Consider the following 23,348-nt stretch of genomic DNA (forward strand, 5'->3'; position numbering starts at 1 on the left):
GTTGCCGTCGGTTTAAGTGCGTGGGCGTCCTTCCCTCGGGTCGATGGCGGAACTCAACCGACCCGAACGACGGCAGTGCGTCGAGTGCGGACGCGAGGATTCGTGGGACGATTCGACGCACAACTGGCGAATCGCTGGCGAGGAAGGCAGACCCTTCTGCATCCACGAGTGGGACATCAACGGCTCGCACAACCCGATTCGGAATTGAATCAGGTCGAAGAAGAGCGAATGGGTGTAAGGTGGACTCGACCGAAATGGGATTGGACCGGGATGGGACTTAACCGGAATGGGATTCGGCCGATGATTCGACTTGGCCGATGATTCGACTTGGCCGATGATTCGACCACTAGCGAGTGGTGACTCGGCCCCTAGCGCGTGACTGGTTCAACACTAGGTTGGGATGGTTTGGCGGCTAGGTCGATGACAGTTCGACGGCTAGAGAGAAGACCGTTCGTGCGGTTGCGTTCGGCCGCGACAGCTTCCACACCCCACCGAACCAATAGGATTAACTCGCCAGAATTTGATATGTCGAACGAAGCAAACCGGGGTATTTGCCGAAAGGCCAGTGTAGGAGCACTGACCCCGTTTGCTTCGAGAGGCTCGAAGCATGTCGAACAACGAACCTTCTTCGGAAAAACGTATCGCCACCGAACAGACGCTCCTCCGCCTTGGCGCGGTGTCCCCCGAGAACGTGAGTGAAGAGTTACTGCTCGACATTCACGATTTGTTCGAGGAGCACGGTATCCCCATGCACAGCGTTTCGGTCGAACGCTGGCGCACTGGGTACGTCTGTTAGTTGGATAAGGATACCGGGAATTTTTTTAAACAGATTCGCTACGAACAAGACTGTCTCCGTTCGACATTACCGATACCGGTGTAGAGCGAACCTCGAACGCTTCCGTCTGTTCGCGTCGGGGTGGCGTTGGTTTTCTATGACTGCAACTACAGACGTCGATGAAACCGCGACCGCACCGCAACAGCCACACCCTCCCCAACCGATTGCGTTCCTCACTCCGAAAGAGCACGCTCTTTCGTGCTCTCGCTCGCTCCGCTCACGAGAACTTCGTTGCGGTACCTGCGGGCCACGGCCGCAGGTCAGCGAGACGCGACGCGTCTCGCAAGTCTCATCCCTCGCACGCTTCAGCGGGACGACGCGGCCGAGGATGGCCACGTCGTCCCGCCAGCGCGCGCCACGATGGAACGCCGAGTTGCGTGGAACTGAATCGATTCTTCGGGCGCGTGCACCAACAACCCCGAGGACGCTCCGTCCGAGGGGTTGCTTGGTTATCACGCGAGGGATGAACGAAACGAAGTGGAGTGAATCGGTTGGGGAGGGTGTGGCTGTCGCGGTGCGGTGCTGGGTGGGATTGAAAGGGGCCGAACGCTCGCGCTTGCATGGTCGGCTCAGCGGCCACTATCGCGGACCAGGCGGTGCGGAGAGGTCCGCGATATGTCGGCTGAGCGACCGCGAGCGGGCGGGGGCTTTCGGAGTCAAGTTCACTGTTGCTCCACTCGGAGCATCCTCGCAAGTAATCTCATCTCGTAGCGAGCGTGGCGGGGGTGTTCGAGAATTTCGGCACGTCCGTCTCGACTGAACTACGACGGAGAAAACTGGTAAATCGAAGTAACCGCTTCTCGCTTCGCGTTCGTCGGTCAGAGGTCAATGAGTTCGACGTTTTCGGCGGCCGCTTTGGCCAGTTCGAATAGGTCGTCGGGTTCGGCGTTCTGGGCGATTTCGTGGGTGGCGTTGGTTTCGGGGTAGTCGGGTGCGAGGCGGTTACAGCCAGCGGGAATCGTGGAGTCGGTGTAGGTGTCGATGCGGCGGGCGCGGGCCACGATGTCGCTCTTGTCCATCGTGAGGAGGGGGCGATGGATGGGCATGGTCGTGGCCGTACCGACCACGCCGAGATTCCGCGCGGTCTGGCTGGACTTCTGCCCGATGGCTTCGCCGGTGACGATGCCGTGGGCGGACTCCTCGCGGGCGATGTGCTCGGCGACGCGGTACATGAACCGGCGGAAGACGAGCATTCGGGCGGGACCGACCTCCTCGCCGAGGAGTGTCATCGCCTCGCCCGCCGGGACCTTCCGGACGCGCATGTCCTGTTCGGGGGCGTATTTGGCGAGTTTGCGAACCGTTTCGACGGCGCGGGCACGGTGGTCGATACCGCCGTAGTCACCCAAATCCAGGTAGACGGGGATCACGGGACTGCCGCGCTTCATGACCTCCCACGTGGCGACGGGGGAGTCGATGCCGCCGCTGACGAGCGAGACGAGTTTCGTCTGGGTGCCGAGCGGGAGTCCGCCCGGCCCGTCGCGTTTTTCGAGGAAGACGAAGGCCTCGTCGTCGCGCACCTCGACGGAGAAGGTGATGTCGGGGTCGTCCAAGTCGACCTCGGGGTTCTCGACGGCGTTCCAGACGGCGGTACCGCCCTCGCGTTCGAGTTCCGCGCTGGTGAACGGATGGTCCTTCGAGGAGCGCCGGGCGCGTACGGCGAAAGTCCCCTCGTGGTAGTGCTCGCGGGCGGCGTCGGCCAGCGTCTCCTCGATGACCGCCTGTTCCGGCGAGACGACGGCGGCGGCGCTCGCGGACTGGACGCCGAAGGTGTCGGCCGCCGCGGTCGTCGCTTCCTCGACGTTCTCCTCGGTCGCGTGGACGAGGAGGCGCGACCAGCGGCGTTCGACCTCGGCGTCGATACCGCGGTCCGCGAGTATCGCGGCGATGTTGTCGCGGAGCCGTCGCTCCATCTCGGTCTGCACTTTCCCGCTTTTCACGCCCACGTCGCCGTGCCGGACGAGGACGGTATCGGCTCCCGACGGATGCATAGCCGGGCATAACAAGCGGCGAGATAAACGACTGTCGAAGGCGTGCCGGTATTAGAAGGTCGTCACGTCGCCGTCGATGGCCCGCTTCGTGATGCTCGATACGTCCGCCAGTTCCTCGTCCACGATGTCCACGATTTCGGGTTCGATGTCGCTCAGTTCGACGCCTTCCTCGGTGACGACGTGGGCGTCCGCCACGTGCGGTTCGTCGATGGGGCGGCCGATTTGCGAGAGGAGGCGAACCCGCATGTCGCGGATGCCGTCCACTTCGGCGACGACGGTTTCGGCAATTTCCGTGCTCAGCAGGTTGTAAATCTTCCCGATGTGGTTGACGGGGTTCTTGCCGCTCGTGGCTTCCATGCTCATCGAGCGGTTCGGCGTGATGAGACCGTTCGCGCGGTTACCGCGGCCGACGGAGCCGTCGTCGCCCATCTCGGCGCTGGTGCCGGTCGTCGTGAGGTAGATGCTCTCGTCGTCGTCGGCGGTGTTGACGTAGACGTTCACCTCGCGGTCGGTGTACTCGCACGCGACCTGATGGGTGTAATCGCGGACCGCCTCGACCATCGCGTCGTACTCCTCGCGGTTTTCGACGTATTTGTCCACCATCGCGGCGGCGACGGTCACGTCGATGGTGTCGCGCTCGCGCTTGCCCATGATTTTCACGTCGGGGCCGAGCGCGGGGTTGTCCGCCGCGAACTCGCCGTTGAGCCGTCGTTCGGCGTTCAGCACGATTTGTTCGGTTTCGGAGAGGGGGGCGTGGCCGACGCCGAAACTCGTGTCGTTCGCCATCGGAACCGTCGCGCCCTCCTCGGAGAAGACGTCTTGGAGGTCGCCGCTTCCCTCCCCGAGTTTCACGTCGATGATGACGTCACGGCCGACGTCGAGTTCGGGGATGTTCTCGTGGAGGTACTCGCGCGCGGCGTCGAGCGCCACGGTGTCGGTCGGGATTTTCGTTCCTTCGTATTCCTTTGTCGCGCGGCCGACGATGAGGATGTAGATGGGTTCGACGAGTTCGCCGCCGCCGAACCGCGGGTTCGAACTCCCGGCGACGAGTTGCGCCTCGTCCGTGTTGTAGTGGAGGACTTTGCCCACGCGGTCGAGATACGTCTGCGAGAGCGCGCTAGAGACCGCTTCCGCGATACCGTCACAGATGGAGTCGGGGTGGCCGATTCCCTTTCGTTCGACGATTTCGATGTCCTGATCTTCGACCGCCCGACGGTCGATAGGTTCCACCTGAATGTTCCGCTCGGTCATTATATCGGATTCGCAGTCACGGATTCTATAACTTGCGGAAACGCTTTCGACCACAGGTATTACCGTTACTCATCTTCGAGCAGCAATCCGAGATACGACGTTCGTATCTGGTCGTCGGGGTCGAGACCGAGTTCGTGAAGGACCTCGTAAGCACCCACGCGGGCGGATTCGACACCCGCTTCGTTCGTCTCGGTTTCGACCTCGACGAACTCGCCGAGCCCCGTCACGACGTCGAGGCTGACGACGTAGCTATCCAGTTCGTAGCGTTCGCGTTCCTTGTGGACGGTCGCCGCCGATTCGAACCCGAGCGCCGAGAGCAGTTGGTCCACGGTTTCCCCGTCGCCGACCACGGTCTCGTGTTCCTTGCGCGTCTTCGATTCCTGCTCGACCAACGGCCCCTTGTAGGTCACGACCTCCACCGCGTCGTCGTCGTCCGCCTCCCGCCGGATGCGGAGCGCTTCGTCGGTCTCCGCGAAGTCACGGTGGGGAGCGTCGTAGTAGAAATCCTCCTGCGTCACCGTGCCGAGCGAGCGGGCGTCGAGTTCGTGAAGGCGTTCCCGGACCGTCTCGTGGTCGGCCCGGACCTTCACTTCGACTTCGTACATGCTCGGGACGAAGGGGGCGGGAGTCAAAAGCACACCGTGTCGGCGAAATCACGCCGTTCGCGTCGCTGCCGTGTCCCGTTCCGCTCCGTTCGCTCCACCAGCGACGCCGAGATAATCGGCGAGGGTTCGCAAGTCGCTCGCCTCGCGGTCGAACGCCCGAACGTCGTTTTCCGACACCGTGTTGTCGAACTTCAGCGACCGATACTGGTCCGAACCCATGGGAACGAACGGAATCGCGTCCGCGACCGTCAGCCCGATTCCGGCGAGCGGCATCGGAATCGGCAGGACGGCGACCGACTTCCCGTCGGCGCGATAGGCGAGTTTCGCCACGTCGGCGAGGGTGAGCACCTCGGGCCCGCCGAGGTCGTAGGCGCGTCCGAGGCGGGCGTCGTCCTCCACGCAGTCGGCCAGTATCGGCGCGAGGTCGCCCACCCAAATCGGCTGGAACCGCGTCTTCCCGCCCCCCGGCAGTCCCGTCACGTACGGCGTGGTGAGCACCTTCGTGAACGAGACGAACTCGCCGCCGTCGCCGAAGACGACCGACGGACGCACGATGACCCACTCCAGCGACGAGTCGCGGACGACTTCCTCGGCTTCGCCCTTCGCCCGGATGTAGGCGGTCGTTCCGCCCGGGTCGGCACCCAACGCGCTCATCTGGACGAGTTTCGGGACGCCGTGCTCTTCGGCCGCCCGAACGACGTTTTCCGTCCCACCGAGGTGGACCGACTCGTGGCTCGCGCCGCTCGGCGGCTTGAACAGCGGCGAGAGCGCGACGAGGTTGACCACGGCGTCACGGCCCGAAAACGCGCCTTCGATGCTTTCGTAGTCGGTCACGTCGCCCGAGACCGTCTCGACTCCAGTCGGAAGGTCCGAATCCCGCGGCGAGCGCGAAAGCACCGTCACGTCGTGTCCCCGCCCGTGCAGTTCCTCCGTGAGCGCCGTTCCGACGAACCCGCTGCCGCCGACGATGAGTACTCGCATACTACCCCTTCGTCGGTCAGGGCCTTGACGACACTCCCTGACGTGTTCGACACGGGTCGTCGTTTGCGAACGCGGAGGTCGTGAAACCCGGTCGTCACTCCGGGAGTTCGCCGACGAATTCGTACTCTCGGGGTCGCTTGTACTCCTCGAGCGCGTCGCTCCGGACGCAGTGGTCGTCGAGGTCGGCCGCCGTGAGGTCGCCGTCCGCGACGATGAACGCCTTCGGCACCTCCCCCCACTCGTCGTCGTCGATACCGACGACGGCGGTTTCCTCGACGTTTGGATGCTCCGCGAGCACCGCCTCGACGTTCTCCGGGTAGATGTTCTCCCCGACGTATTTTATCAGGTCGCGTAGCCTGCCGGTCATGGCGAAACAGCCGTCCTCGGTCTCGATGCAGGCGTCGCCGGTGAAGTACCAGTCGCCTTCGAACGCGTCTTCGGCACTCTCGTAGTCGTGCAGGTAGCCCTCGAACGCTCCGGGACAGTCGCGGTGGACGATGAGTTCTCCCTCGCGTTCCGCCTCGACCGTCGCCGTCGGGTCGTGTTCGTCGATTTCGACGATTCGCATCCCGTCCACCCCCGCGTACCCGAACGTCCGCGGGTCGTCCCGGTGTCGGAGATTCACTTTCGTGTATGGCGGGAATATCTCCGTCATCCCGTACGTGTTGTAGATGTAGTCGGGGTCGATGACGCGCTTGGTCGCGTCGAGCAGGTCCTCGCTCATCGGCGCTCCGGAGAAGCTGATTATTTCCACGGAATCGAACACGTCGCGGTCCCCGTCGGTGTCGTCCCCGTCCTCCGACCCGAGCAACCGCTCGTACATCACGGGCGCTTCGTGGAGGACGGTGACGTTCTCCTCCGCGATTATCCGTCGATACTGCTCCCGGTCGAATTCGGGCACCGGAATGTACGTGCCGCCCGTCAGTACCGTGGACAGCAACATCCCGTGAACGCCGAGTGTGTGAAAGAGGTGAATCCTACCGAGGACGGTCTCCCCGTCGTACATCCGCTGACTGTGGACGTTCAGAAAGACCCTCTCGACGCCGCCTCGGTGCGTAATCTCGATTCCCTTCGGGTCTCCGGTCGTCCCGGAACTGTACTGGATGACACTGCCGTCGTCCGGCAGTATCGACACCGAAACCCGCTCGTCAACGTCACGGACCAATCGTTCGTAGCCGTTCACGTCGGGAGCGGAGACGTCGGCGGTCGTGACGAACGTCTCGCAGTCCAGTTCGTCCCGGAGGTCGAGCACCTGCTCCGCGATTGGCCCACCGAACACCAACATCGACAGGTCGGCGTCCGAAACGAAGTATCGCAACGTCTCGTCGCTGCTGTGGAAGTTGAAGGGGACGGCGACGGCACCGACTCGCTGCACCGCGAGGAACAAAAAGACGTGTTTCGGCGTATTCGGGAGGGCGAGCCCGATTCTCTCCCCCTTCTCGATGTCGAACGCTCGAAACCCGGCGGCGAGCCGTTCGACCCGCTCGTCCACGTCGGCGTAGGTGAACCGTCGGTCGGTTATCGGGTCGACGACGGCGGTTCGGTTGGGCGTCCGCTTCACCGTGTTTCGAAACAGCTCACTAACGTTCCACATCGTTTTAGTTGATATAAATTATAATATAAAATCTCTACGACGCTCATGTATTCGTCGTGAGTCCGCACGCGGTTCACTTCGTGACTTCCGAAACGGCCGCCTCGATGTCCTCCAGACAGTCGGCGACGTTCTCCCGATGGACTCGGAACGAGAGCACGCAGATGCGGACGGCGAAACGGCCGTCGAGCGTCGTTCCCGAGAGGTGAACGCGGCCGCGGGCGTTGACCTCCTCCAACACCCGTTCGTTGAGTTCGTCGAGCGCGTCGCCCTCGACGCCCGACGGTTCGACCCGGAACGCGAGCGTGGACAGTTGGGGTTCCGCGACTATCTCGACGGGTTCGAGGTCGCGGAGGCAGTCGGTGGCCCGTTCCGCGAGTTCCATTTTTTCCGCTAGCGCGGCGCGGAAAGGGTCGACGCCGTGCAGTTTCAACGGCAGCCAGACGCGAAGACCGCGGAAGTCCCTCGATAGCTCCGGTCCCAGTTGGCTGAAGTCCACCGTCCCGGAGTCGGGGTCCCAGTCGGGGATGTAGTCCGCCTCCACGGCGTGTGCGCGGGCCAACGCCCCACCGTCCCGCATCAGGAGCGCGCCGGTCCCGTACGGGAGGAAGAGACCTTTGTGCGGGTCGACGGTGATGGAGTCACAGCGGTCCAATCCGGCGAGTTGCGTTTTCCCCGTCTCGGTCAGGGCGAAGAATCCGCCGTAGGCTCCATCGGCGTGGAGCCAGAGGGATTCTCGCTCGCAAAGGTCGGCGAGCGCATCGAGGTCGTCCACCGCGCCCGTGTTCGTCGTCCCCGCGTTTCCGACGACGAGGAACGGCTCCTTTCCGGCGGCTCGGTCCGCCTCGACCGCCGATTCGAGGGCGTCCACGTCGATGCGGAACTCGTCGCCCGTCGGAATCGAACGGATGTTCTCCGACGGGAAACCGGCGAGGACCGCGGCCTTCGTCACCGAGTGGTGCGACTGGTCGCTGGTGTATATCACGCCGTCGAGGAAGTCCTCCGAGAGGCGTTCACGCCTGGCGGTTATCGTGGCTATCAGGTTCGCCATCGACCCGCCGGACGTGAGCAGGCCGAAGGAGCCGTCGGGGTAGCCCATCATTTCGCAGAACCACTCGACGACGTTCGTTTCGATGGCGACGAGCGCCGGGGCGGCGAACCACGTCCCGACGTATCGGTTGGTCGCGTCGGCGATGAAGTCGGCGAGCGCGGCGTGAAAGAGGCCGCCTCCCGCGGTGTACGCCATGTATCCCGGGTGGGAGTTGGTGATGGAGTGGACGATGGCGTCCTCGAACAGCGTATCGAGGAGTTCGTCGTACGGCATCGACTCCTCGGGGAGCGGTTCGCGCAGTTCGTCCGCCCTCTCGTGTGCACCGTCGACGTTGGACGCGGGTCCGTCAGGCAACCGGTCGAGATGGTCCAGCACGCGGGCTTCAGTCTCTCGAACCATCTCCTCTTTTTCCGTACGGGTGAGTTCCAGCGGTCGGTCTCCGAACGAACGGTCGTCTCCGTCCGACGGGAGAGTAGAATCGGCCATTATATCATACACCCATTTGAAAATTAAAAGTGTTTGCGTACGGATTCGATTCCATCGGGGCGTACCCACCGGAGCGACTGGGAGTATATCACAATAAATGCGCTTTTCTCAACGTAATATTAAAACAATTAAAAATATACGTGTAGCGTCGGTAGCGAAAATATATGACTGACACCGGCACAACAGGTCCCGATGGTGCCGCCTCTCACGACAGCACCGAAACTTCGTCCCTCATCGAAGCGGTACGCTCCGACGGGGCGGCCGGGTTCGACCGCGAACTCGGGTTCTATTTCGACACCGTTTCGGCCACGGTGGACGACGCGCTGTCCTTCGACGCCATCGCAACGACGACGGCCAATCGAACCGTCGCCATCGAGGCGGTCGGTGACGAGCAGCGATGGGACCGGACGCTGGCGTCCGCGTCGAAGCTCGACCCGGACTTCCTCGTGTTGGTCGGAGCGGCGTTCGACGACGACCACGTGGCGCTACTTCGGTGGCTGAACGAAGCCACGCACGCCGACCTGTTCGCCGTGTCGTTCGACGCGTCCGAAGGCGACGACGCCGACCGCGGTTCGGCGGGTCAGCCCGACGTGCTCGTCGAACCGTCGGGGTGGTCCACCCGGTCGGAACGGAGCCTCACGGAAAAGCAACTACTCCAACTCCGCTACTGGGCCGAACTCCGCGACCGAATCGAAGGGCGAACGACCCGTCTGGAGTCGTGCGAGCCACAACCGAACAACTGGTACAACAACTCGATGAGCGAAATCGGGTACAAGCTTCAGTTCGCCATCAACAGCTACACGTCCGTTCTGTTGACCCAACTCGTGGTTCGTGACGATCCGGACGGGTTTCAGGCGCTCGCGGACGACCGTGATGCCATCGAACGCGATATCGGGGAGGACCTCATCTGGCTGTCGCCGGACGAGGCGAAGGGCGAGGGCAACCGTGCGCGGATAACCCTCCGACGCGACGGCGACCTGTTCGCGGAGGGGTCGTGGTCCGAGTATCAAACGTGGATGCTGGACGCGGGCGAGCGGTTCTACGACGTGTTTCACGAGCGCATCCGGGGATTGTAGGATTTTTATGGTCGCTTCACCCGACGAATTCGATTCGGAACGGAGCCGACGATAGCATGTCCGACGACCTTCCGACGCCGTTCCACATCGTCGACGTGTTTTCGCGGGGGCGCTACACCGGAAATCAACTCGCGGTCGTCCGGCACGCCGACCGGCTATCACCCGACGAGATGCAACGCATCGCGCGGGAGATCGACTACTCCGAAACGGCGTTCGTGACCGACGACTCGCCGACCGGTGACGGATACGGCGTTCGCATGTTCACACCCGAAGCCGAAGTGCCGTTCGCCGGTCACGCGACGCTCGGGACGGCGGCGGTGATTCGAGACGTTATCGCCGACGGCGACCCGGATGCGGTCACGCTCTCCCTGCCGGACGGTCCCGTCACCGTGACGACCGACCGCGACGGCGACGGGACGGTCTTCTGGCTCGAACCGCGGAGGGTATCGTTCCGCGACACCCTCGACCCGGGAATCGCCGCCGACGTGGTAGGTGTCGCCCACGACGATATCGCGCCGTCCCTTCCCTGCCAGGTCGTTTCCACCGGGCTACCGCAGTTACTGCTCCCGCTCCGGAGCCTCGACACCGTACGTCGTGCGGCCACGAACCGGGAACCGTACTACGAGCACGTGGTCGAGAGACTCGGTGTCAACGCAGTGTTGGTGTTCGCCACGGAGACGTGCGACCCCGAAAACGACCTGCACGTTCGCGTGTTCGTGGAGTCCCAAGGCATCCCGGAGGACCCGGCGACCGGATCGGCGAACACGAGCCTCGCGGGGTACTGCTTACGTGAACGGGCGTCGTGCGCCGCGGTTCGGTTCACGGCCGAGCAAGGGTACGAGATGGACCGCCCATCGACGCTGTACCTCCGCGCCGAGCGGACGGACGACGGTATCGTCTCCCGGGTCGGCGGACGGGTTTCGAACGTCGCCGACGGTCGGTTGCTGTAGCGCTCCATCCCCCGACTCGTCGATGCTCCGCGGTGAACCCGACGTCGCTCAGAATCCGAGGAGCGACTCGGGATTGTCGTGGATTATCTTCCGTTTCTGCACGTCGGTGAGACCGTCGTGTTCGAGCACCGAGGACGGCGCGTCGAAGTCCATGTGGGGATAGTCCGTGGTCAGGATGAGTTGGTCCTCTAATCCGTTCATGTCGATGATGTACTGGAGGTCGTCGGGCTTTCTCGGCTGCTCTTCGAGCGGCTGAACGCCGTAGTAGAAGTCGCTCAGATATTCGCTCGGGAGTTTTGTGAGTTCCGGTGCGTCCGAGGGCCGCTCCAGATACTCTCGGTCCATGCGCGTCCGGAGGAACTGAATCCACGAGATACCCGCCTCCAAGAAGCACCAATCGACGTCGTACCGTTCCGGGATGCCCCGCGAGATGATGCTCGTCGCGTGCCACATCTTCGCTATCGGATGGGCGAGCGTGTGATACCCCATGAACGTCTCCATGTTCAGCCCCGGCATCGGGAACGCCGGGTACAACCCGCTCCCGCTGTGGAGGTAGATCGCCAAATCGTGCTTCTCCGCCGCTTCGTATATCGGTTCGAACCGCTTGTGACCGAGAGGATGTTTCGGTCCGACATCGACGATGAACAGCCCGACGATGCCCGGGTCACTCCCGTACTCCTCTATCACCTTGGCGCTCTCCTCGGGATGTTCCGGGATTATCAGGAGTTTCGCGTAGTTGTCCTCCTGTGGGTCGGCGTACAGCCTGGTGATGTGCTCGTTGATGGCCCACAGATACTGGATGCGCTTCGGGACGTTCGGAATCTGCGTCAGTTTGAACTGTCCCGGCGAGAAGACGGTGACGTCGATTCCGAACTCCTCGCGCTTTTCGTCGTAGTCGTCGGGATGCGTTATCGGATGCGGCGACCACTTGATTCGTCCTCCGGCGGAACGGTCCCACCCGTCCCACGGCATCGGCCCCATCTCGGGATGAGCCATGTACCCTGACTCCTCCCGCTCCCTGAGGTCCTCGTCCAAGTACTCGAAGAGGTGGTTGTACCTCGTTAGCGAATGCACCTCCATGTCGTACACGGTAACATCGTCTACGTCATAACTGGCCATGATATCTACACCTTAGGAACAAAACCAATAGTTCTTTTGATAAATAAATATTGAATAGAATATTAAATTATATTATGCAAAAAAGAAATAAAAACCCCCGCCGATACTCTGTTCGAAGCGTGCGAAGTCACGTCGGGGGCGTTTCGGCCGGAGACACTGCTGCGAGCCGACGCGGTTCGTGGGACTCGACCGCGCGTTTCCATCGTCACTTTGTTCTCTTAACTATTTCTTATTCATTCGTAATTTTTTTGTGCTAGTTGCGGGAGAGATTTGTATGGTCGAGCCAGCAGTCGAAGTGGGAGGACGCGCCGAATTTCCCGAGGGAGAGGGAACGATGGTCGAATTCGACGGGCGCGAAATCGCTGTTTTCCGGTCGGGCGACGAATTTTACGCCGTCGAGAACAAGTGTCCCCACCAAGGCGGGCCGCTGAGCGACGGGAAGGTCGAGGAAACGTCCGTGTTCTGTCCGTGGCACGGGTTCGAATTCGACCTCACGACGGGCGAACACTCTCATTTGGGTGACCTATGCGTCGAAACCTACGCCGCATTCGTCGAAGACGGGACGGTGTACCTCTCGAAGGAGTAGTGCGACTCAGTTCGGGTTCAAAACGAAAACGAACTGTCGGCCGTCTTCGACCGTTCGTCCTATTCGGGTTCCACGAGTTCCATGACGTTGCCGTCGGGGTCGTAGAAGTAGGCCACCCTCGATTGGACGGTGCCGACCGATTCGGGTTCGCCGAGGAACTCGACTCCCTTCTCGCGGAACTCCTCGTACTTCGCGTCGATATCGTCGACTTGCCAGCAGAAGTGGTCGTCGCCGACGTCGTGTGGCCCTCGCATCGCGTTGATGTTCTTGTTCGCGGGGGCGTCGAGGCACTTCATCTCGAATTTGATTCCGTTTCCTTCCATGACGGCGAACTCGCCGCTCGCCCCCTCGACGCCGAGGAGGTCCTCGTGATGCTCGCTCAGTTCCTTTTTCTCACGGAGCAGTTCGAGTCCCAGTACGTCGCGGTAAAATTCGATCGACCGGTCGAGGTCGGACACGTTTACGCCGTAATGGTGCGCTGGTCCTACAACCATGGTTGAAATATCTACTAACACTGTTTAAATTATTTTATTAATTTCTGTTTTGAACATGTAGAATAATTCTACGACGGATGGGACAGCGGAGTTCGTGTCGGCATCGCTTACGAATCGTCGTACTCCGACTCCACGCGGGCGTCGAACGCGTCCCGTATCGTTCGGGTCAACTCGCTGGTGTCGAACCGTCGGTCCCCGACGCGGGTGACCGGCCGCACTTCCCACGTGGTGTTCGTCACGAACGCGTCGTCCGCACGGTAGAGGTCGTCCGGGCGATACGTGTCTCTCTCCACCGCGATATCGCGTTCCCTCGCCAGTTCGAGCACGACGTCCCGAGTGATTCCCGGAAGCACCGGCCCGTCGAGGGAGGGCGTCTTGAGAACCCCGTCGTCACAGAAAAAGAGGTTGCTGGTCGCCCCTTCGGTGAGGTTTCCGTCCACGTCGAGCATGAGTGTCTCGTCCGCCTCTGACTCGCTTCGAGCCATGATTCCGTTGAGATAGTTGTGCGTCTTGGCGGCCGCCGGGACCGCCGAATCCGGGATTCGAACGGTATCGACGATTTCGACTTCGGCGGGAGAATCCCAGACGGGCGACCCTCCGACCCCGCTCCGGGGGAGTTCCGAAACGAGAATCACGAGCGTCGGGGACGGGTCGGTCGGCGGGGCGAGTTTCCCCGAATGCTCCCCTCGCGTGACGGTAAGCCGGATGTACGCCTCCGAAAATCCGTTGGCTCGCAGCGTCTTCCGAACGTGGTCCAGCAACTCTCCCCGTTCGTATCCGTGGTCGAAGTTCAGGAGGTCACAGGTTCGCTGGAGGCGGTCGTAGTGTCGGTCCCACTCGAACGGAGCGCCGTCGTACGACCGAAGCGTCTCGAAGGCGGCGTCCCCGTACTTGAACCCCCTGTCCGTGACGGACACGGTCGCCTCGGATGCCGGAACGAGTTCCCCGTCGACGCAGTACTGCAATTCACTCATGGATAGATTTTCGATGGTACGGAACTACGTTCCGCAGTGTGATCGACCGGTTCCGAAACGATGGGTGTGTTTCGCCCGAAAGCGGTGTGTTGACGATTCACTCTCACAGCCGAAGAAACTTACCGGTTCCTCTTATATTTTTTCACTATATATTTCCCGAACTAAACTTCAGAATATATAATCCATTCTCCACAGAGATATTAATATACAGATTAATACAGAGAATATATTTGGGTATTAAAACAAAATATTAAAACAATTATGGTTTACAGTTCCAGAAAGATAGTTAATGAACGACACAGCGTTCATTGGTGCAATTACTAAATGGTCGATGAAATATCTGTAATTACCCGGAAGGACGAGTTCGAATCGGTCGCGAGCGGCTTGGAGGGAGACGCTCGAATCCCGGTCGAAGTGCGAATAACCGTCGACGACCCCTACACCGCGTACCGAAAGGCGCGGTTCGATTCGGAGGGTGCCTATCTGGAGACCACCGGCGGTCAGGACGGATGGGGATATTTCGGTATCGAACCGGCCTACTGGCTCACGAAATCCGACGACGAACCGGACAGCTTCGAGCGACTGGAGGAGTTGTTGAACGGAGAGCGATTGGTCCGCGGCGACTGCGACGTCCCGTATCCGTGTGGCGCGTTCGGGTGGCTGTCGTACGACATCGCACGGGAGTTGGAGGATCTCCCGGACACCACGGACGACGACAGGTCGCTCCCCCGCCTCCAGTTCGGCGTGTACGATTTGGTTTCCGCGTGGAAAGAGCCGCGGGATGGCGACGGGACGGAACTTCGAATCACGTGCTGTCCGCGGGTCGCCCCCGACGACGATTTCGCGTCGGTGTACGCCGACGCCCGAAGCCGACTCGAAGCGCACGTGGGGCGGATTCGAGACGGCGACCCGTCGGTCGAGCACCCGCCCGTCGATGGACCGATATCGTTCCGAAACGAGGTCGGGCAGGAAGAGTACAGCGACCGGATTCGGACCGTGAAACGGTACATTCGAGACGGAGACACCTTCCAAGCGAACATCTCCCAGCGGCTCTCCGCACCCGCCGCGGTCCATCCCACGGACGTCTTCGGCGCGCTCAGGGAAGTGAATCCCGCACCGTACTCCGGAATTTTGGAATTCCCCGGTGTCGATCTGGTCAGCACGAGTCCGGAGTTGCTCTTGGATTGTGAGGGTCGTCGTCTCGTCACGGAACCCATCGCGGGAACGCGACCGCGCGGGGAAACGACGGAGGAGGACGAGGAACTCGAATCGGACCTGCTAGCGAACGAGAAGGAACACGCGGAACACACCATGCTCGTCGACCTCGAGCGAAACGACCTCGGGAAAGTCGCCGAGTACGGGAGCGTGGAGGTGACGGATTTCAGGCGCATCGACCGCTATTCGGAAGTAATGCACACGGTGTCGGTGGTCGAGGGAGTCCGGCGAGACGACCAATCGATTCCCGACTCCATCGCCGCCGTCTTCCCCGGCGGGACCATCACGGGCGCACCGAAGCCGCGAACGATGGAGATCATCGACGAGGTGGAGTTCACCCGCCGCGGACCGTACACCGGCGCTATCGGCGTGCTCGGGTTCGACGACCGAGCGACGCTGAACATGACGATTCGGACGCTCGTTCGGACGTCGGGGCGGTACTACCTCCGCGTCGGGGCGGGTATCGTTCACGATTCGGAGCCGGTCGCGGAGTTTTACGAGACGCTCGACAAGGGACGCGCGCTCATCAACGCCGTCAGCGACGCGCTCGACGACGACGCGGACCTCGAACTCGAAGTGGGTGACGCCCGATGATTCTGGTGATAGACAACTACGACTCGTTCGCGTACAACCTCGTGCAGTACATCGGCGAGTTCGCCGAAGAAATCGTCGTCCGCAGGAACGACGCGATAACCATCGATGAAATCCGCGAACTCGACCCCGACGGAATCGTCGTGTCCCCGGGTCCCGGAACGCCGCAAGAAGCGGGCGTTTCCATCCCGATCTTCGAGGAGACGCGGATACCGGCACTCGGCGTCTGTCTGGGCCATCAGGCGCTGTGTGCGGCGGAGGGGGCGACGGTCGGACACGCCCCGGAAGTCGTGCACGGCAAATCGTCGGAGATCAACCACGACGGAAAGGGAATCTACGAGGGCGTGCCGAGTCCCTTCCGTGTCGGTCGATATCACTCCCTCGCGGTCCAGAGCGGGACGCTCCCGGATTCGCTCCGGGTGACGGGAAACACCAAGGGAGACGAAGACGAGCGCGTCGTGATGAGCGTCCGCCACGAGTCGAAACCCCACATCGGAATCCAGTACCATCCCGAGAGCGTTCTGACCCCGCCGGGGAAGCGACTGATACGAACGTTCTGTCGAAAGTGTCGGACGGATTCCTTCCCCGACGTGTAGGGCGGAAGCGGTTTCCGCGAGAACCGTTCGAAGGCGACCGGCAGAAGTCCGCCGGAAGCGAACGGCCATCCGTCGCGTCCACGAACGGCCGGAAACCGACAGGGCAACGCCAACCGAGTTCCGAGAAGACGAATTCATGAACGACGAACAATGAAGCTAGTGGTGAAATTCGGCGGGACGAGCCTCGCTAATCGACGTCGCATCGACCGGGCTACGAAGACGGTCGCCGGATTGGTCGAAGCGGGACACGAGGTCGTCGTCGTCGCGAGCGCGATGGGGAACACGACAGACGAACTCCTGAACGGCTTGCCCCCCGACTCGTCGAACCTCGACCGCGCCGAGGTCGTCAGCATGGGGGAGCGGACTAGCGTTCGGATGCTCAAATCGCACCTCACAGCGGCGGGCGTGGACGCCACGTTCGTCGAACCGGGGGACGACGACTGGCCGATATTCGTCCGTCCGGACGACGGGGACGGCATCGACATCGAACGAACGAAACGAGGCGTAGAACGGCTCCCCGAACGGGTGGACGGGTGCGTCCCGGTCGTGACGGGATTTCTCGCGGAGGACGACGAGGGGAACGTTCGGACGCTGAACAGGGGCGGAAGCGATACGACCGCGACGTTGCTCGGCAACGTCATGAACGCGGACAAAGTCGTCCTCGTCACCGACGTTCGCGGGATACGCACCGGCGATCCGAAGGCCGTTGACGGGACGAAACGGATCGACGAAATCTCGGTCGGAGAGGTCCGAGATTTGGCCACCTGCAGTGCGGAGGTCGTCGCACCGGCAGCCCTCGAATACAAGACCGAGACGACCGAGCTCAGCGTCGTCCATTACGAACACGACGACGTACTCGCCGACGGAACCGACATCTACGGCGAGTTCGAGACCGTGTTGAACGTCCGCGATGTGCCGTTCGCCGGAATCACCGTATCCAGGACCGTTTCGCGGTCGGGGTCGCGGGTCGACGGACCGCTCGTCGAAACGCTCTCGACGGCCGGAATCGCGGTCAAAAATGCGTTCGCGGATATGGATTCGGTCACGTGCTACGTTCGTCGGGACGACCTGCACGATGCGGTCGAGTCCGTCCACCGTCTCGTGACGGAACACGACGGCCTTTCGAGCGTTTCGACGAGGGAGACCGTCGCGGCCGTTCACGTCGTCGATGGCGAACGCGGAGCTGCGTTCGACACCGTTCGGCGGGTTGCGACATCGCTGTTGGATTCGTCCATCGAGATATTCGACGCCGAAATCGGGACGACTTCGATGACGGTGTATCTGGACTGGGACGACCGTCACCACGTCGAGGACCTGCTCCAAAGCGCGAGAACGCGTGGATGAACGACGTTCGCGTAGAGAGGTCGAGCGCCGACGACCGCCATCATTTTTCCCACCAATTATATCTTTTTAAAAAACCATTGATTTTATATCTTGCTAATTATTTATATTAGCCAATGGCTGCCGATAGTTTCGACGTTATCGGGGTTGGAATCGGGCCGCTCAACCTCAGTCTCGCTGCCCTCATCGACGACGCCGGTCGACGTCTGAAAACGCGTTTCTTGGAGCGGGATACGGAGTTCGATTGGCATCGGGACATGCTCATCCCGGGAACGGACCTGCAGAACTCCTTTACCGGGGATTTGGTCAGTCCGGTGGACCCGACGAGCCAATACAGCTTTTTGAACTATCTGAAGACGAAGGACCGGTATTGGGAGTTCTTCAACTACGAGCAGTTCAACATCCCCCGAAAGGAGTACAACGAGTACTGTCGCTGGGTGTCGGAGCGGCTCGAAAACTGTCGTTTCGACCGGGAAGTCACTACCGTTTCCGAGGGTGACGACGGCGCGTTCATCGTTCGGGCGAGAAACCCGGAGACGGGAGAACGACACGAGTACCGCGCCGACAACATCGTCCTCGGCGTCGGTTCCCGCCCGTACGTTCCCGACGAACTCTCCGGGAAACTCGGCGAAGACGTGTTTCACTCCTCGCAGTTCCTCTCGCGGCGGGCGGACTGTCTCGAAGCCGACTCCATCACCGTCGTCGGGTCCGGCCAGAGTTCGGCCGAGATCTTCCTGAGTCTGTTGCGCGCACAGGAGGAACACGGCTACCGACTCGATTGGCTGACGCGTTCGGACGGGTTCTATCCGGTGGACCCGTCGAAGCTCACCCGCGAACTTCGAACGCCCGACTACATGGACTACTTCTACGACCTCCCCCGAGAGGTGAGCGACGGGCGGGTTGCCCAACAGGACCTGTTGTACAAGGGAATCTCCCCGGGTACCAGCGCCGCAATCTTCGATACGCTCTACCGCCGTTCGATACGGAACGACGTCGATGTCGGCATGCTATCGAAGACGGCGGTACAGAGCATCGAGTCGCAGTCCAAGGGTCGGTATCGTCTTCGATGTCACCAGTGGGAGGAAGATCGCCTGTTCCGACACGACAGCGAAGTCGTGATTCTAGCGACCGGCTACCATCGTCCGGTCCCTTCCTTCCTCGAACCCGTCGAGGACGCGTTGGTGGACGCGGACGGGCGGTTCTCCATCGACCGCGATTTCGAAGTCGAGACGAACGGGCTGGCGGGCCGACTGTTCGTCCAGAACGATGGGATGGACGCCCACGGGTTCAACGTCGCCGACCTGTCGCTCTGTTCGCATCGAAACGCGGTCATCATCAACAGCATCGTCGGGGAAGAAGTATACTCGGTCGAGAACGGCTCGCGCTTCCAGAGCTTCGGAGTGGAGCAGTTCGTCGAGGAGTCGCCGAACAGCGAACTGATAGAGAAAGTGGCGTTTTCGACCGACTGATACCGGCTCGACTGTCCGGTGGTTCGACCGATTATCCGGTGGTTCGACCGACATCGGCGCGACGCCGACCGAACCGGCACGCGCGTTTTTTACCGATGATCGGATTCGATATCGACGATGCGCAGCAGCGAATCGTCGTCCGCCGTCCCGATGGTCGCATCGACGGTCGTCTCCCCGCGACGGACCGTCATCTCGACCGCTAGCAGGGAGCCGTCCAGCGCGGTGTACCCGTTGTCGTGTTCGATGGCGTCCAGCAGCTCGTCGTCGCGGATATCGACCGTAATCGACCCGCAATCCGGTCGGTTCTCACCGGCGTCCTCGATGGCTCGTTCGAGCGACGTGGTGGTTTCCGGACCGACCGGCGTCCCGACGAACTGGTGATACAACGCTCCGACTTCCACACCCGCCTCGAAACAGGCTCGCTCACGCTCTGAAGGAGTCACGTTCGACACTCGCCTCGCGGAGAATAAACAGCTTCGGTTCGGACGGAAAATAAATACGGTGCGGCCGCGGCATCGAGCGAAACGCCGTGAAATCGGCGAACGGTCGGGAGGGACTAGTCGAGAGGCCGATCGGCCCCGCTGTGATTCGTGACGTGTTCGCCGATGAACCAGTCGATGATGCGTCCCTCCGCGCGGTGGAGGGTGTCGCTCGCGGTCGCTTTCGAGATGCCGACCGATTCGGCGACCTCGGTGAGCGTCGCCGTTCGCGGCGTCGCGTAATAGCCGCGTTCGAAGGCGGCGAGGACGAGTTGTCGCTGTCGGTCGGTGAGGAGATGGCTCGCAAAGTCGGTGCCGAAGGTGCGGACGTATTCGATGTCGAACCGAATCTCGGCGTCAGCGAGACGGTCGCCGAGGCGGGACAACCGACCGGAAGTCGTCGTCAGTTCCCACGTGACCTCGCCGTCCCGAACCACGAACGGCGTTTGCGGAAGCACACCCGTCCGCCACACCGGCGTCAGAAGCACGGGGGCTTCCGTTTCGACCTGCAACAACAGTTCGTCGTCGTGCGTCCAGAGCAGGTCGAGGTCGGTTACGTCCTCCCGCCGCTCGATATCGACGAGTACCTCGGACCCGTTGGAAGCGGTGCATTCGAGGAGGGCGATACCCGTCGTCTCCCCCGCGAGCGTGGCGACGACCGTAAATTCGATGTCCGGGTGTGCGGTCGAAACGCCGTGTATCCACGTCTCTTCCGGTATCGTTACGATGAGTTTGGTGTGTGGCATACGAAATCGGTCGGTGGTGGACACGAGGTGCGCCGGAAAGGAAACCGGTAGTGCGAACATGTTCGTACGACGCTGACCGGTTCGCGCCAAGCCATACCGGAGCACGCGGCGTAGCGACTGCACGGAGAACTATGCAAAAACGAATCGATCCGTTCCTCACGATGGCGAGTCTCTATCTCTCCGTCGGCCTTCTGGCGTTGCTCGGACGGCTGACGACGGGGATGGGACTCACCGAAACACTTCCCAGACTCCGGTGGCTGTTGATTCACTTCGTCACCATCGGCGCGATGACACAGGCGCTGTTCGGACTCCTCCCGTCGCTGCTCGCGTCGGTCGGGGCCACGGAATCGCGCCCGACGAACGCCTCGCGCTGGCGTCAGTGGCTGCTGTTGAACGTCGGATTTCCGACCCTCCTCGTCGGGATGGCGGCCGGTTCGACGACAACCGCCGTCGTCGGCGGGAGTTTCGTGCTGCTCGCGCTGGTCTCGCTCACGGTCACGGTATTCCGCCTTTCGTCCCGTCCGCGCGGTCGGCTGGGGCGGTTCTACCGGACGGCTCCGTGGTTCCTCGTCGTCGGCGTCTCCATGGCGTTCGGGATGTTGCTCGACGTTCACGGCCCGGGCGGCTACTTCGGCTCCATCGAGGCGCACGTCCACGCGAACGTGTGGGGCTTTCTCGCTCTCGTCGCCGCCGGGACCCTGTTACACCTCGTCCCCGCGCTGGACGGCACGACCCTCCGCTATCCGACGCTCGTTCCCGTCACCTACTGGGGGCTGACGCTCGGCGCAATCGGTCTCGTCTCCGGTCCGTGGCTGGCGTTCCACGCCCTGACGTTCGGCGGCTTGTCGGTGTACGTCGTCGGGACCGTCGCGCTCCTCGTGAACGTCGTCGGCACGAGACGGGCGAGCGGGTGCCGCCCGGACGCTCGCATCGGCCACGTGCTCGGGGCGTACCTCTGGCTCGTCGTCCCGGTCCCGTTCGCGCCGCTGGTGCTGTTGTTTCCGACCGTCGTCCCGGGTGCCCCCATCGAAACCGCCGCCATCAACGGATTGGTGTTCGGGTGGATGCTCCAGTTGGCGATGGCGTTCCTTCCGGTCGCCGCCGCCTCGACCGACGGGCGACCGTGGTCCTTCGACCTCGAAGCGGCGGCCGAACGGGCGATTTCTCCGTCGTGGGTCGAACTCGGCAGCCTGAACGTCGGGATGGTTGCCATCTGGCTGACCGCGCTGCCGCCGTTTTCGGGTATCGCCGACGCGCTCACGCTCGGCGGGTTCTCGCTCGTCGCGCTCGCGTGGGGCGTCTTCCTCCGAGAACTGTGGACGGCGCTGGTCGCCGATTCCGGGCGCGGCGGAAACGTGTCCGAGCGTCCTCGCTCGACGGGGGAGTCCGCCGCCGATTGAACCCGCCCGCGACCCGTTCCCTGACTCTCCTCCCTCGCGGCGACTCCCGTCGAACTACTTCGCCGTGCTGACTATCTTTATCACGTCGCCCTCTTCGAGTTCGTAGTCGTCGCTGATGTCGCGCTTCGTTTTGGCGTTCACCGCGTGGAGGTAGCCGTCGCCGATGTCGCTGTGGACCGCGTAGGCGAGGTCGCGGGGCGTCGAACCGCGCTGCAGGAGGAAGGCATCGGGGAGGACGTTGCCCTGTCCGTCCGTCCACTTCGATTCGTTCTGAACGGGATAGGCCGTGATACGGTCGAGCAGGTCGTAGGCGGCGGCGTCGAGACTTCCCTGGACGCCCGTGCCGCCCCACTCCTGCATGACGTCGCGGATTCGTTCGAGTCCGGCCCGCTGTTGGTCGCTCAGGTCGCCGACCACCTCGAAGTCGTCGTCCCCGGGGTCGTAATCCACGACGCCCGCCTCCACACCCTGCCGGAGCGCGAGTTCGCCCTCCGCCGTCGCGGGGATGACCATCTTCCCCGTCTCGCGGAGTCGCTCGATGTTCTCCTCGGGCGCGACGTCGGCCTTGTTCGCCACGAGGATGATGGGCTTGGTCCGCGCGCGGATGTCGCGGGCCAGTTCCTCGCGGTGCTCGTCCGTCCACTTCTGCGGGTCGCTCGGGTACTCCAAGCCGCGGAGGCTCGCCGTCACGTCGTGTTCCGTCGCGCCGAACCCCGTCAGCATGTCCGCCAGTGCCTCGTCGATGTCGAACCCGGGCGAGCGCGATTGGCGCACCACGCCCTCCCAGTTGCGGTCGATGATGCCGGTCAGCCACTGGTCCATCTCCTCCTCGATGAAATCGACCTCCTCCACCGGGTCGTAGCTCCCGACTTCGACGGGTTCACCCTCCTCGTTCGTCCCCCCGGAGGCGTCCACGACGTTGACGATGGCGTCGGCGTTGGTCAGCGCGTCGAGGAACTGGTTGCCCAGTCCCCTGCCCTCGTGTGCCCCCGGCACGAGTCCGGCCACGTCTAGCAGTTCGATGGGAACGTAGCGCTTGCCGTCGTGACAGTTGTCGTTGCCACAGCGCTCGTCGCGTTCGAGACAGGGGCAGTCGGTGCGGACGTAGCTCACGCCGCGATTCGCGTCGATGGTCGTGAACGGGTAGTTCGCCACGTCCACGTCGGCCATCGTGGCGGCCTTGTAGAAGGTGGACTTCCCGGCGTTCGGTTTGCCCGCCAGCGCGATAGAAATCATGATTGATGGTACCACAGAGGGTCGGAATTGTGTTTCGATTTTTGCAACGGGAAGAGGTATTCGGTGATTTTGTGATTTCAGTTGCCGAGAAGCAGACCGCTTCGAAAGCCCCCGCCACAGTTCGCGCGAGGAGGCTGGGGAAGACGAGGTGCGGTCGTATGCCGCCAGTAGTTGTTCACGAAGCGTTCTCGTATCCCTTCTCAAGCGAATCTCCACGTGCAACGAATCAACCGTCTACGAACCATGTCTGGCCATTTCTATCTAGCCGCAATCAGCTATCTCGACCAC

23 protein-coding genes are annotated in these 23,348 nt (G+C 62.2%); 11 read left to right on the forward strand and 12 right to left on the reverse strand.

Annotated elements, in window-relative coordinates:
- Window positions 1-43: 43 nt before the first annotated feature.
- The 3 genes from B208_RS24195 to B208_RS24645 all read left to right on the forward strand — a co-directional run bounded on the left by B208_RS24195 (window position 44) and on the right by B208_RS24645 (window position 1,222).
- Window positions 44-208, forward strand: coding sequence for an HEWD family protein (locus tag B208_RS24195; RefSeq protein ID WP_007980440.1), 165 nt, complete (start codon window positions 44-46; stop codon window positions 206-208).
- 399 nt (window positions 209-607) lie between these two features.
- Window positions 608-796 (forward strand): hypothetical protein, encoded by a 189-nt coding sequence (locus B208_RS0104610; RefSeq protein WP_007980441.1) that lies wholly within the window; start codon window positions 608-610, stop codon window positions 794-796.
- 270 nt (window positions 797-1,066) lie between these two features.
- Window positions 1,067-1,222, forward strand: a complete 156-nt coding sequence (locus B208_RS24645) for a hypothetical protein (RefSeq protein WP_232423720.1) — start codon at window positions 1,067-1,069, stop codon at window positions 1,220-1,222.
- A gap of 431 nt (window positions 1,223-1,653) precedes the next feature.
- Here B208_RS24645 and thiI read toward each other — a convergent pair whose 3' ends face one another.
- The 6 genes from thiI to B208_RS0104640 all read right to left on the reverse strand — a co-directional run bounded on the left by thiI (window position 1,654) and on the right by B208_RS0104640 (window position 8,788).
- The gene (gene thiI, locus B208_RS0104615; protein WP_007980442.1) at window positions 1,654-2,823 is read right to left on the reverse strand and encodes a tRNA uracil 4-sulfurtransferase ThiI; all 1,170 of its coding nucleotides are present in this window, start codon (window positions 2,821-2,823) and stop codon (window positions 1,654-1,656) included.
- Between the two features lie 51 nt (window positions 2,824-2,874).
- On the reverse strand, window positions 2,875-4,074 hold the full coding sequence (locus B208_RS0104620) for a methionine adenosyltransferase (RefSeq protein WP_007980443.1): 1,200 nt from the start codon (window positions 4,072-4,074) through the stop codon (window positions 2,875-2,877).
- A gap of 65 nt (window positions 4,075-4,139) precedes the next feature.
- Window positions 4,140-4,679, reverse strand: a complete 540-nt coding sequence (cyaB, locus tag B208_RS0104625; RefSeq protein ID WP_007980450.1) for a class IV adenylate cyclase — start codon at window positions 4,677-4,679, stop codon at window positions 4,140-4,142.
- 48 nt (window positions 4,680-4,727) lie between these two features.
- Complete coding sequence (locus B208_RS0104630; protein WP_007980451.1) at window positions 4,728-5,660, reverse strand: complex I NDUFA9 subunit family protein; 933 nt, start codon at window positions 5,658-5,660, stop codon at window positions 4,728-4,730.
- A 94-nt stretch (window positions 5,661-5,754) separates the two neighbouring features.
- Window positions 5,755-7,254: a class I adenylate-forming enzyme family protein gene (locus B208_RS0104635; RefSeq protein ID WP_007980455.1), complete on the reverse strand. Its 1,500-nt coding sequence runs from the start codon at window positions 7,252-7,254 to the stop codon at window positions 5,755-5,757.
- A 73-nt stretch (window positions 7,255-7,327) separates the two neighbouring features.
- Complete coding sequence (locus B208_RS0104640; protein ID WP_007980461.1) at window positions 7,328-8,788, reverse strand: pyridoxal phosphate-dependent decarboxylase family protein; 1,461 nt, start codon at window positions 8,786-8,788, stop codon at window positions 7,328-7,330.
- Window positions 8,789-8,952: 164 nt separating this feature from the next.
- On the opposite strand from B208_RS0104640, the gene B208_RS0104645 reads away from it, so the two are divergent.
- Window positions 8,953-9,864 (forward strand): DUF4268 domain-containing protein, encoded by a 912-nt coding sequence (locus B208_RS0104645; RefSeq protein ID WP_007980463.1) that lies wholly within the window; start codon window positions 8,953-8,955, stop codon window positions 9,862-9,864.
- 56 nt (window positions 9,865-9,920) lie between these two features.
- Window positions 9,921-10,814 (forward strand): PhzF family phenazine biosynthesis protein, encoded by an 894-nt coding sequence (locus B208_RS0104650; RefSeq protein WP_007980465.1) that lies wholly within the window; start codon window positions 9,921-9,923, stop codon window positions 10,812-10,814.
- Window positions 10,815-10,862: 48 nt separating this feature from the next.
- Here B208_RS0104650 and B208_RS0104655 read toward each other — a convergent pair whose 3' ends face one another.
- On the reverse strand, window positions 10,863-11,933 hold the full coding sequence (locus B208_RS0104655) for an amidohydrolase family protein (RefSeq protein ID WP_139025513.1): 1,071 nt from the start codon (window positions 11,931-11,933) through the stop codon (window positions 10,863-10,865).
- A 274-nt stretch (window positions 11,934-12,207) separates the two neighbouring features.
- On the opposite strand from B208_RS0104655, the gene B208_RS0104660 reads away from it, so the two are divergent.
- Window positions 12,208-12,519, forward strand: coding sequence for a Rieske (2Fe-2S) protein (locus B208_RS0104660; RefSeq protein ID WP_018128726.1), 312 nt, complete (start codon window positions 12,208-12,210; stop codon window positions 12,517-12,519).
- A gap of 59 nt (window positions 12,520-12,578) precedes the next feature.
- On the opposite strand, the gene B208_RS0104665 is transcribed toward B208_RS0104660, so the two are convergent.
- Window positions 12,579-13,013, reverse strand: coding sequence for a VOC family protein (locus B208_RS0104665; RefSeq protein WP_073096498.1), 435 nt, complete (start codon window positions 13,011-13,013; stop codon window positions 12,579-12,581).
- 107 nt (window positions 13,014-13,120) lie between these two features.
- Window positions 13,121-13,987, reverse strand: coding sequence for an aminotransferase class IV (locus tag B208_RS0104670; RefSeq protein WP_007980472.1), 867 nt, complete (start codon window positions 13,985-13,987; stop codon window positions 13,121-13,123).
- A 324-nt stretch (window positions 13,988-14,311) separates the two neighbouring features.
- On the opposite strand from B208_RS0104670, the gene B208_RS0104675 reads away from it, so the two are divergent.
- The 4 genes from B208_RS0104675 (at window position 14,312) to B208_RS0104690 (ending at window position 19,199) form a co-directional block, all read left to right on the forward strand.
- Complete coding sequence (locus tag B208_RS0104675) at window positions 14,312-15,796, forward strand: anthranilate synthase component I family protein (protein WP_007980473.1); 1,485 nt, start codon at window positions 14,312-14,314, stop codon at window positions 15,794-15,796.
- Window positions 15,793-16,389, forward strand: a complete 597-nt coding sequence (locus B208_RS0104680) for an anthranilate synthase component II (protein WP_007980475.1) — start codon at window positions 15,793-15,795, stop codon at window positions 16,387-16,389. Before B208_RS0104675 ends, B208_RS0104680 begins: the two co-directional genes overlap by 4 nt.
- Window positions 16,390-16,539: 150 nt before the next feature.
- A complete protein-coding gene (locus B208_RS0104685) occupies window positions 16,540-17,733 on the forward strand; it encodes an amino acid kinase family protein (protein WP_007980476.1) in 1,194 nt (397 codons plus the stop codon).
- Between the two features lie 113 nt (window positions 17,734-17,846).
- Window positions 17,847-19,199: a lysine N(6)-hydroxylase/L-ornithine N(5)-oxygenase family protein gene (locus B208_RS0104690; protein WP_007980484.1), complete on the forward strand. Its 1,353-nt coding sequence runs from the start codon at window positions 17,847-17,849 to the stop codon at window positions 19,197-19,199.
- Window positions 19,200-19,288: 89 nt separating this feature from the next.
- Here B208_RS0104690 and B208_RS0104700 read toward each other — a convergent pair whose 3' ends face one another.
- Window positions 19,289-19,642, reverse strand: coding sequence for a dihydroneopterin aldolase family protein (locus B208_RS0104700; protein ID WP_073096552.1), 354 nt, complete (start codon window positions 19,640-19,642; stop codon window positions 19,289-19,291).
- 113 nt (window positions 19,643-19,755) lie between these two features.
- Window positions 19,756-20,424, reverse strand: coding sequence for a helix-turn-helix domain-containing protein (locus B208_RS0104705; protein ID WP_073096549.1), 669 nt, complete (start codon window positions 20,422-20,424; stop codon window positions 19,756-19,758).
- Between the two features lie 131 nt (window positions 20,425-20,555).
- On the opposite strand from B208_RS0104705, the gene B208_RS0104710 reads away from it, so the two are divergent.
- Complete coding sequence (locus tag B208_RS0104710; RefSeq protein ID WP_007980489.1) at window positions 20,556-21,824, forward strand: heme-copper oxidase family protein; 1,269 nt, start codon at window positions 20,556-20,558, stop codon at window positions 21,822-21,824.
- A 54-nt stretch (window positions 21,825-21,878) separates the two neighbouring features.
- Here the strand turns inward: B208_RS0104710 and B208_RS0104715 are convergent, their stop codons facing one another.
- Complete coding sequence (locus B208_RS0104715; protein WP_007980491.1) at window positions 21,879-23,060, reverse strand: redox-regulated ATPase YchF; 1,182 nt, start codon at window positions 23,058-23,060, stop codon at window positions 21,879-21,881.
- Window positions 23,061-23,348 lie beyond the last annotated feature (288 nt).

This window comes from Haladaptatus paucihalophilus DX253, from assembly GCF_000376445.1.
Taxonomy (GTDB): Archaea; Halobacteriota; Halobacteria; order Halobacteriales; family Haladaptataceae; genus Haladaptatus; species Haladaptatus paucihalophilus.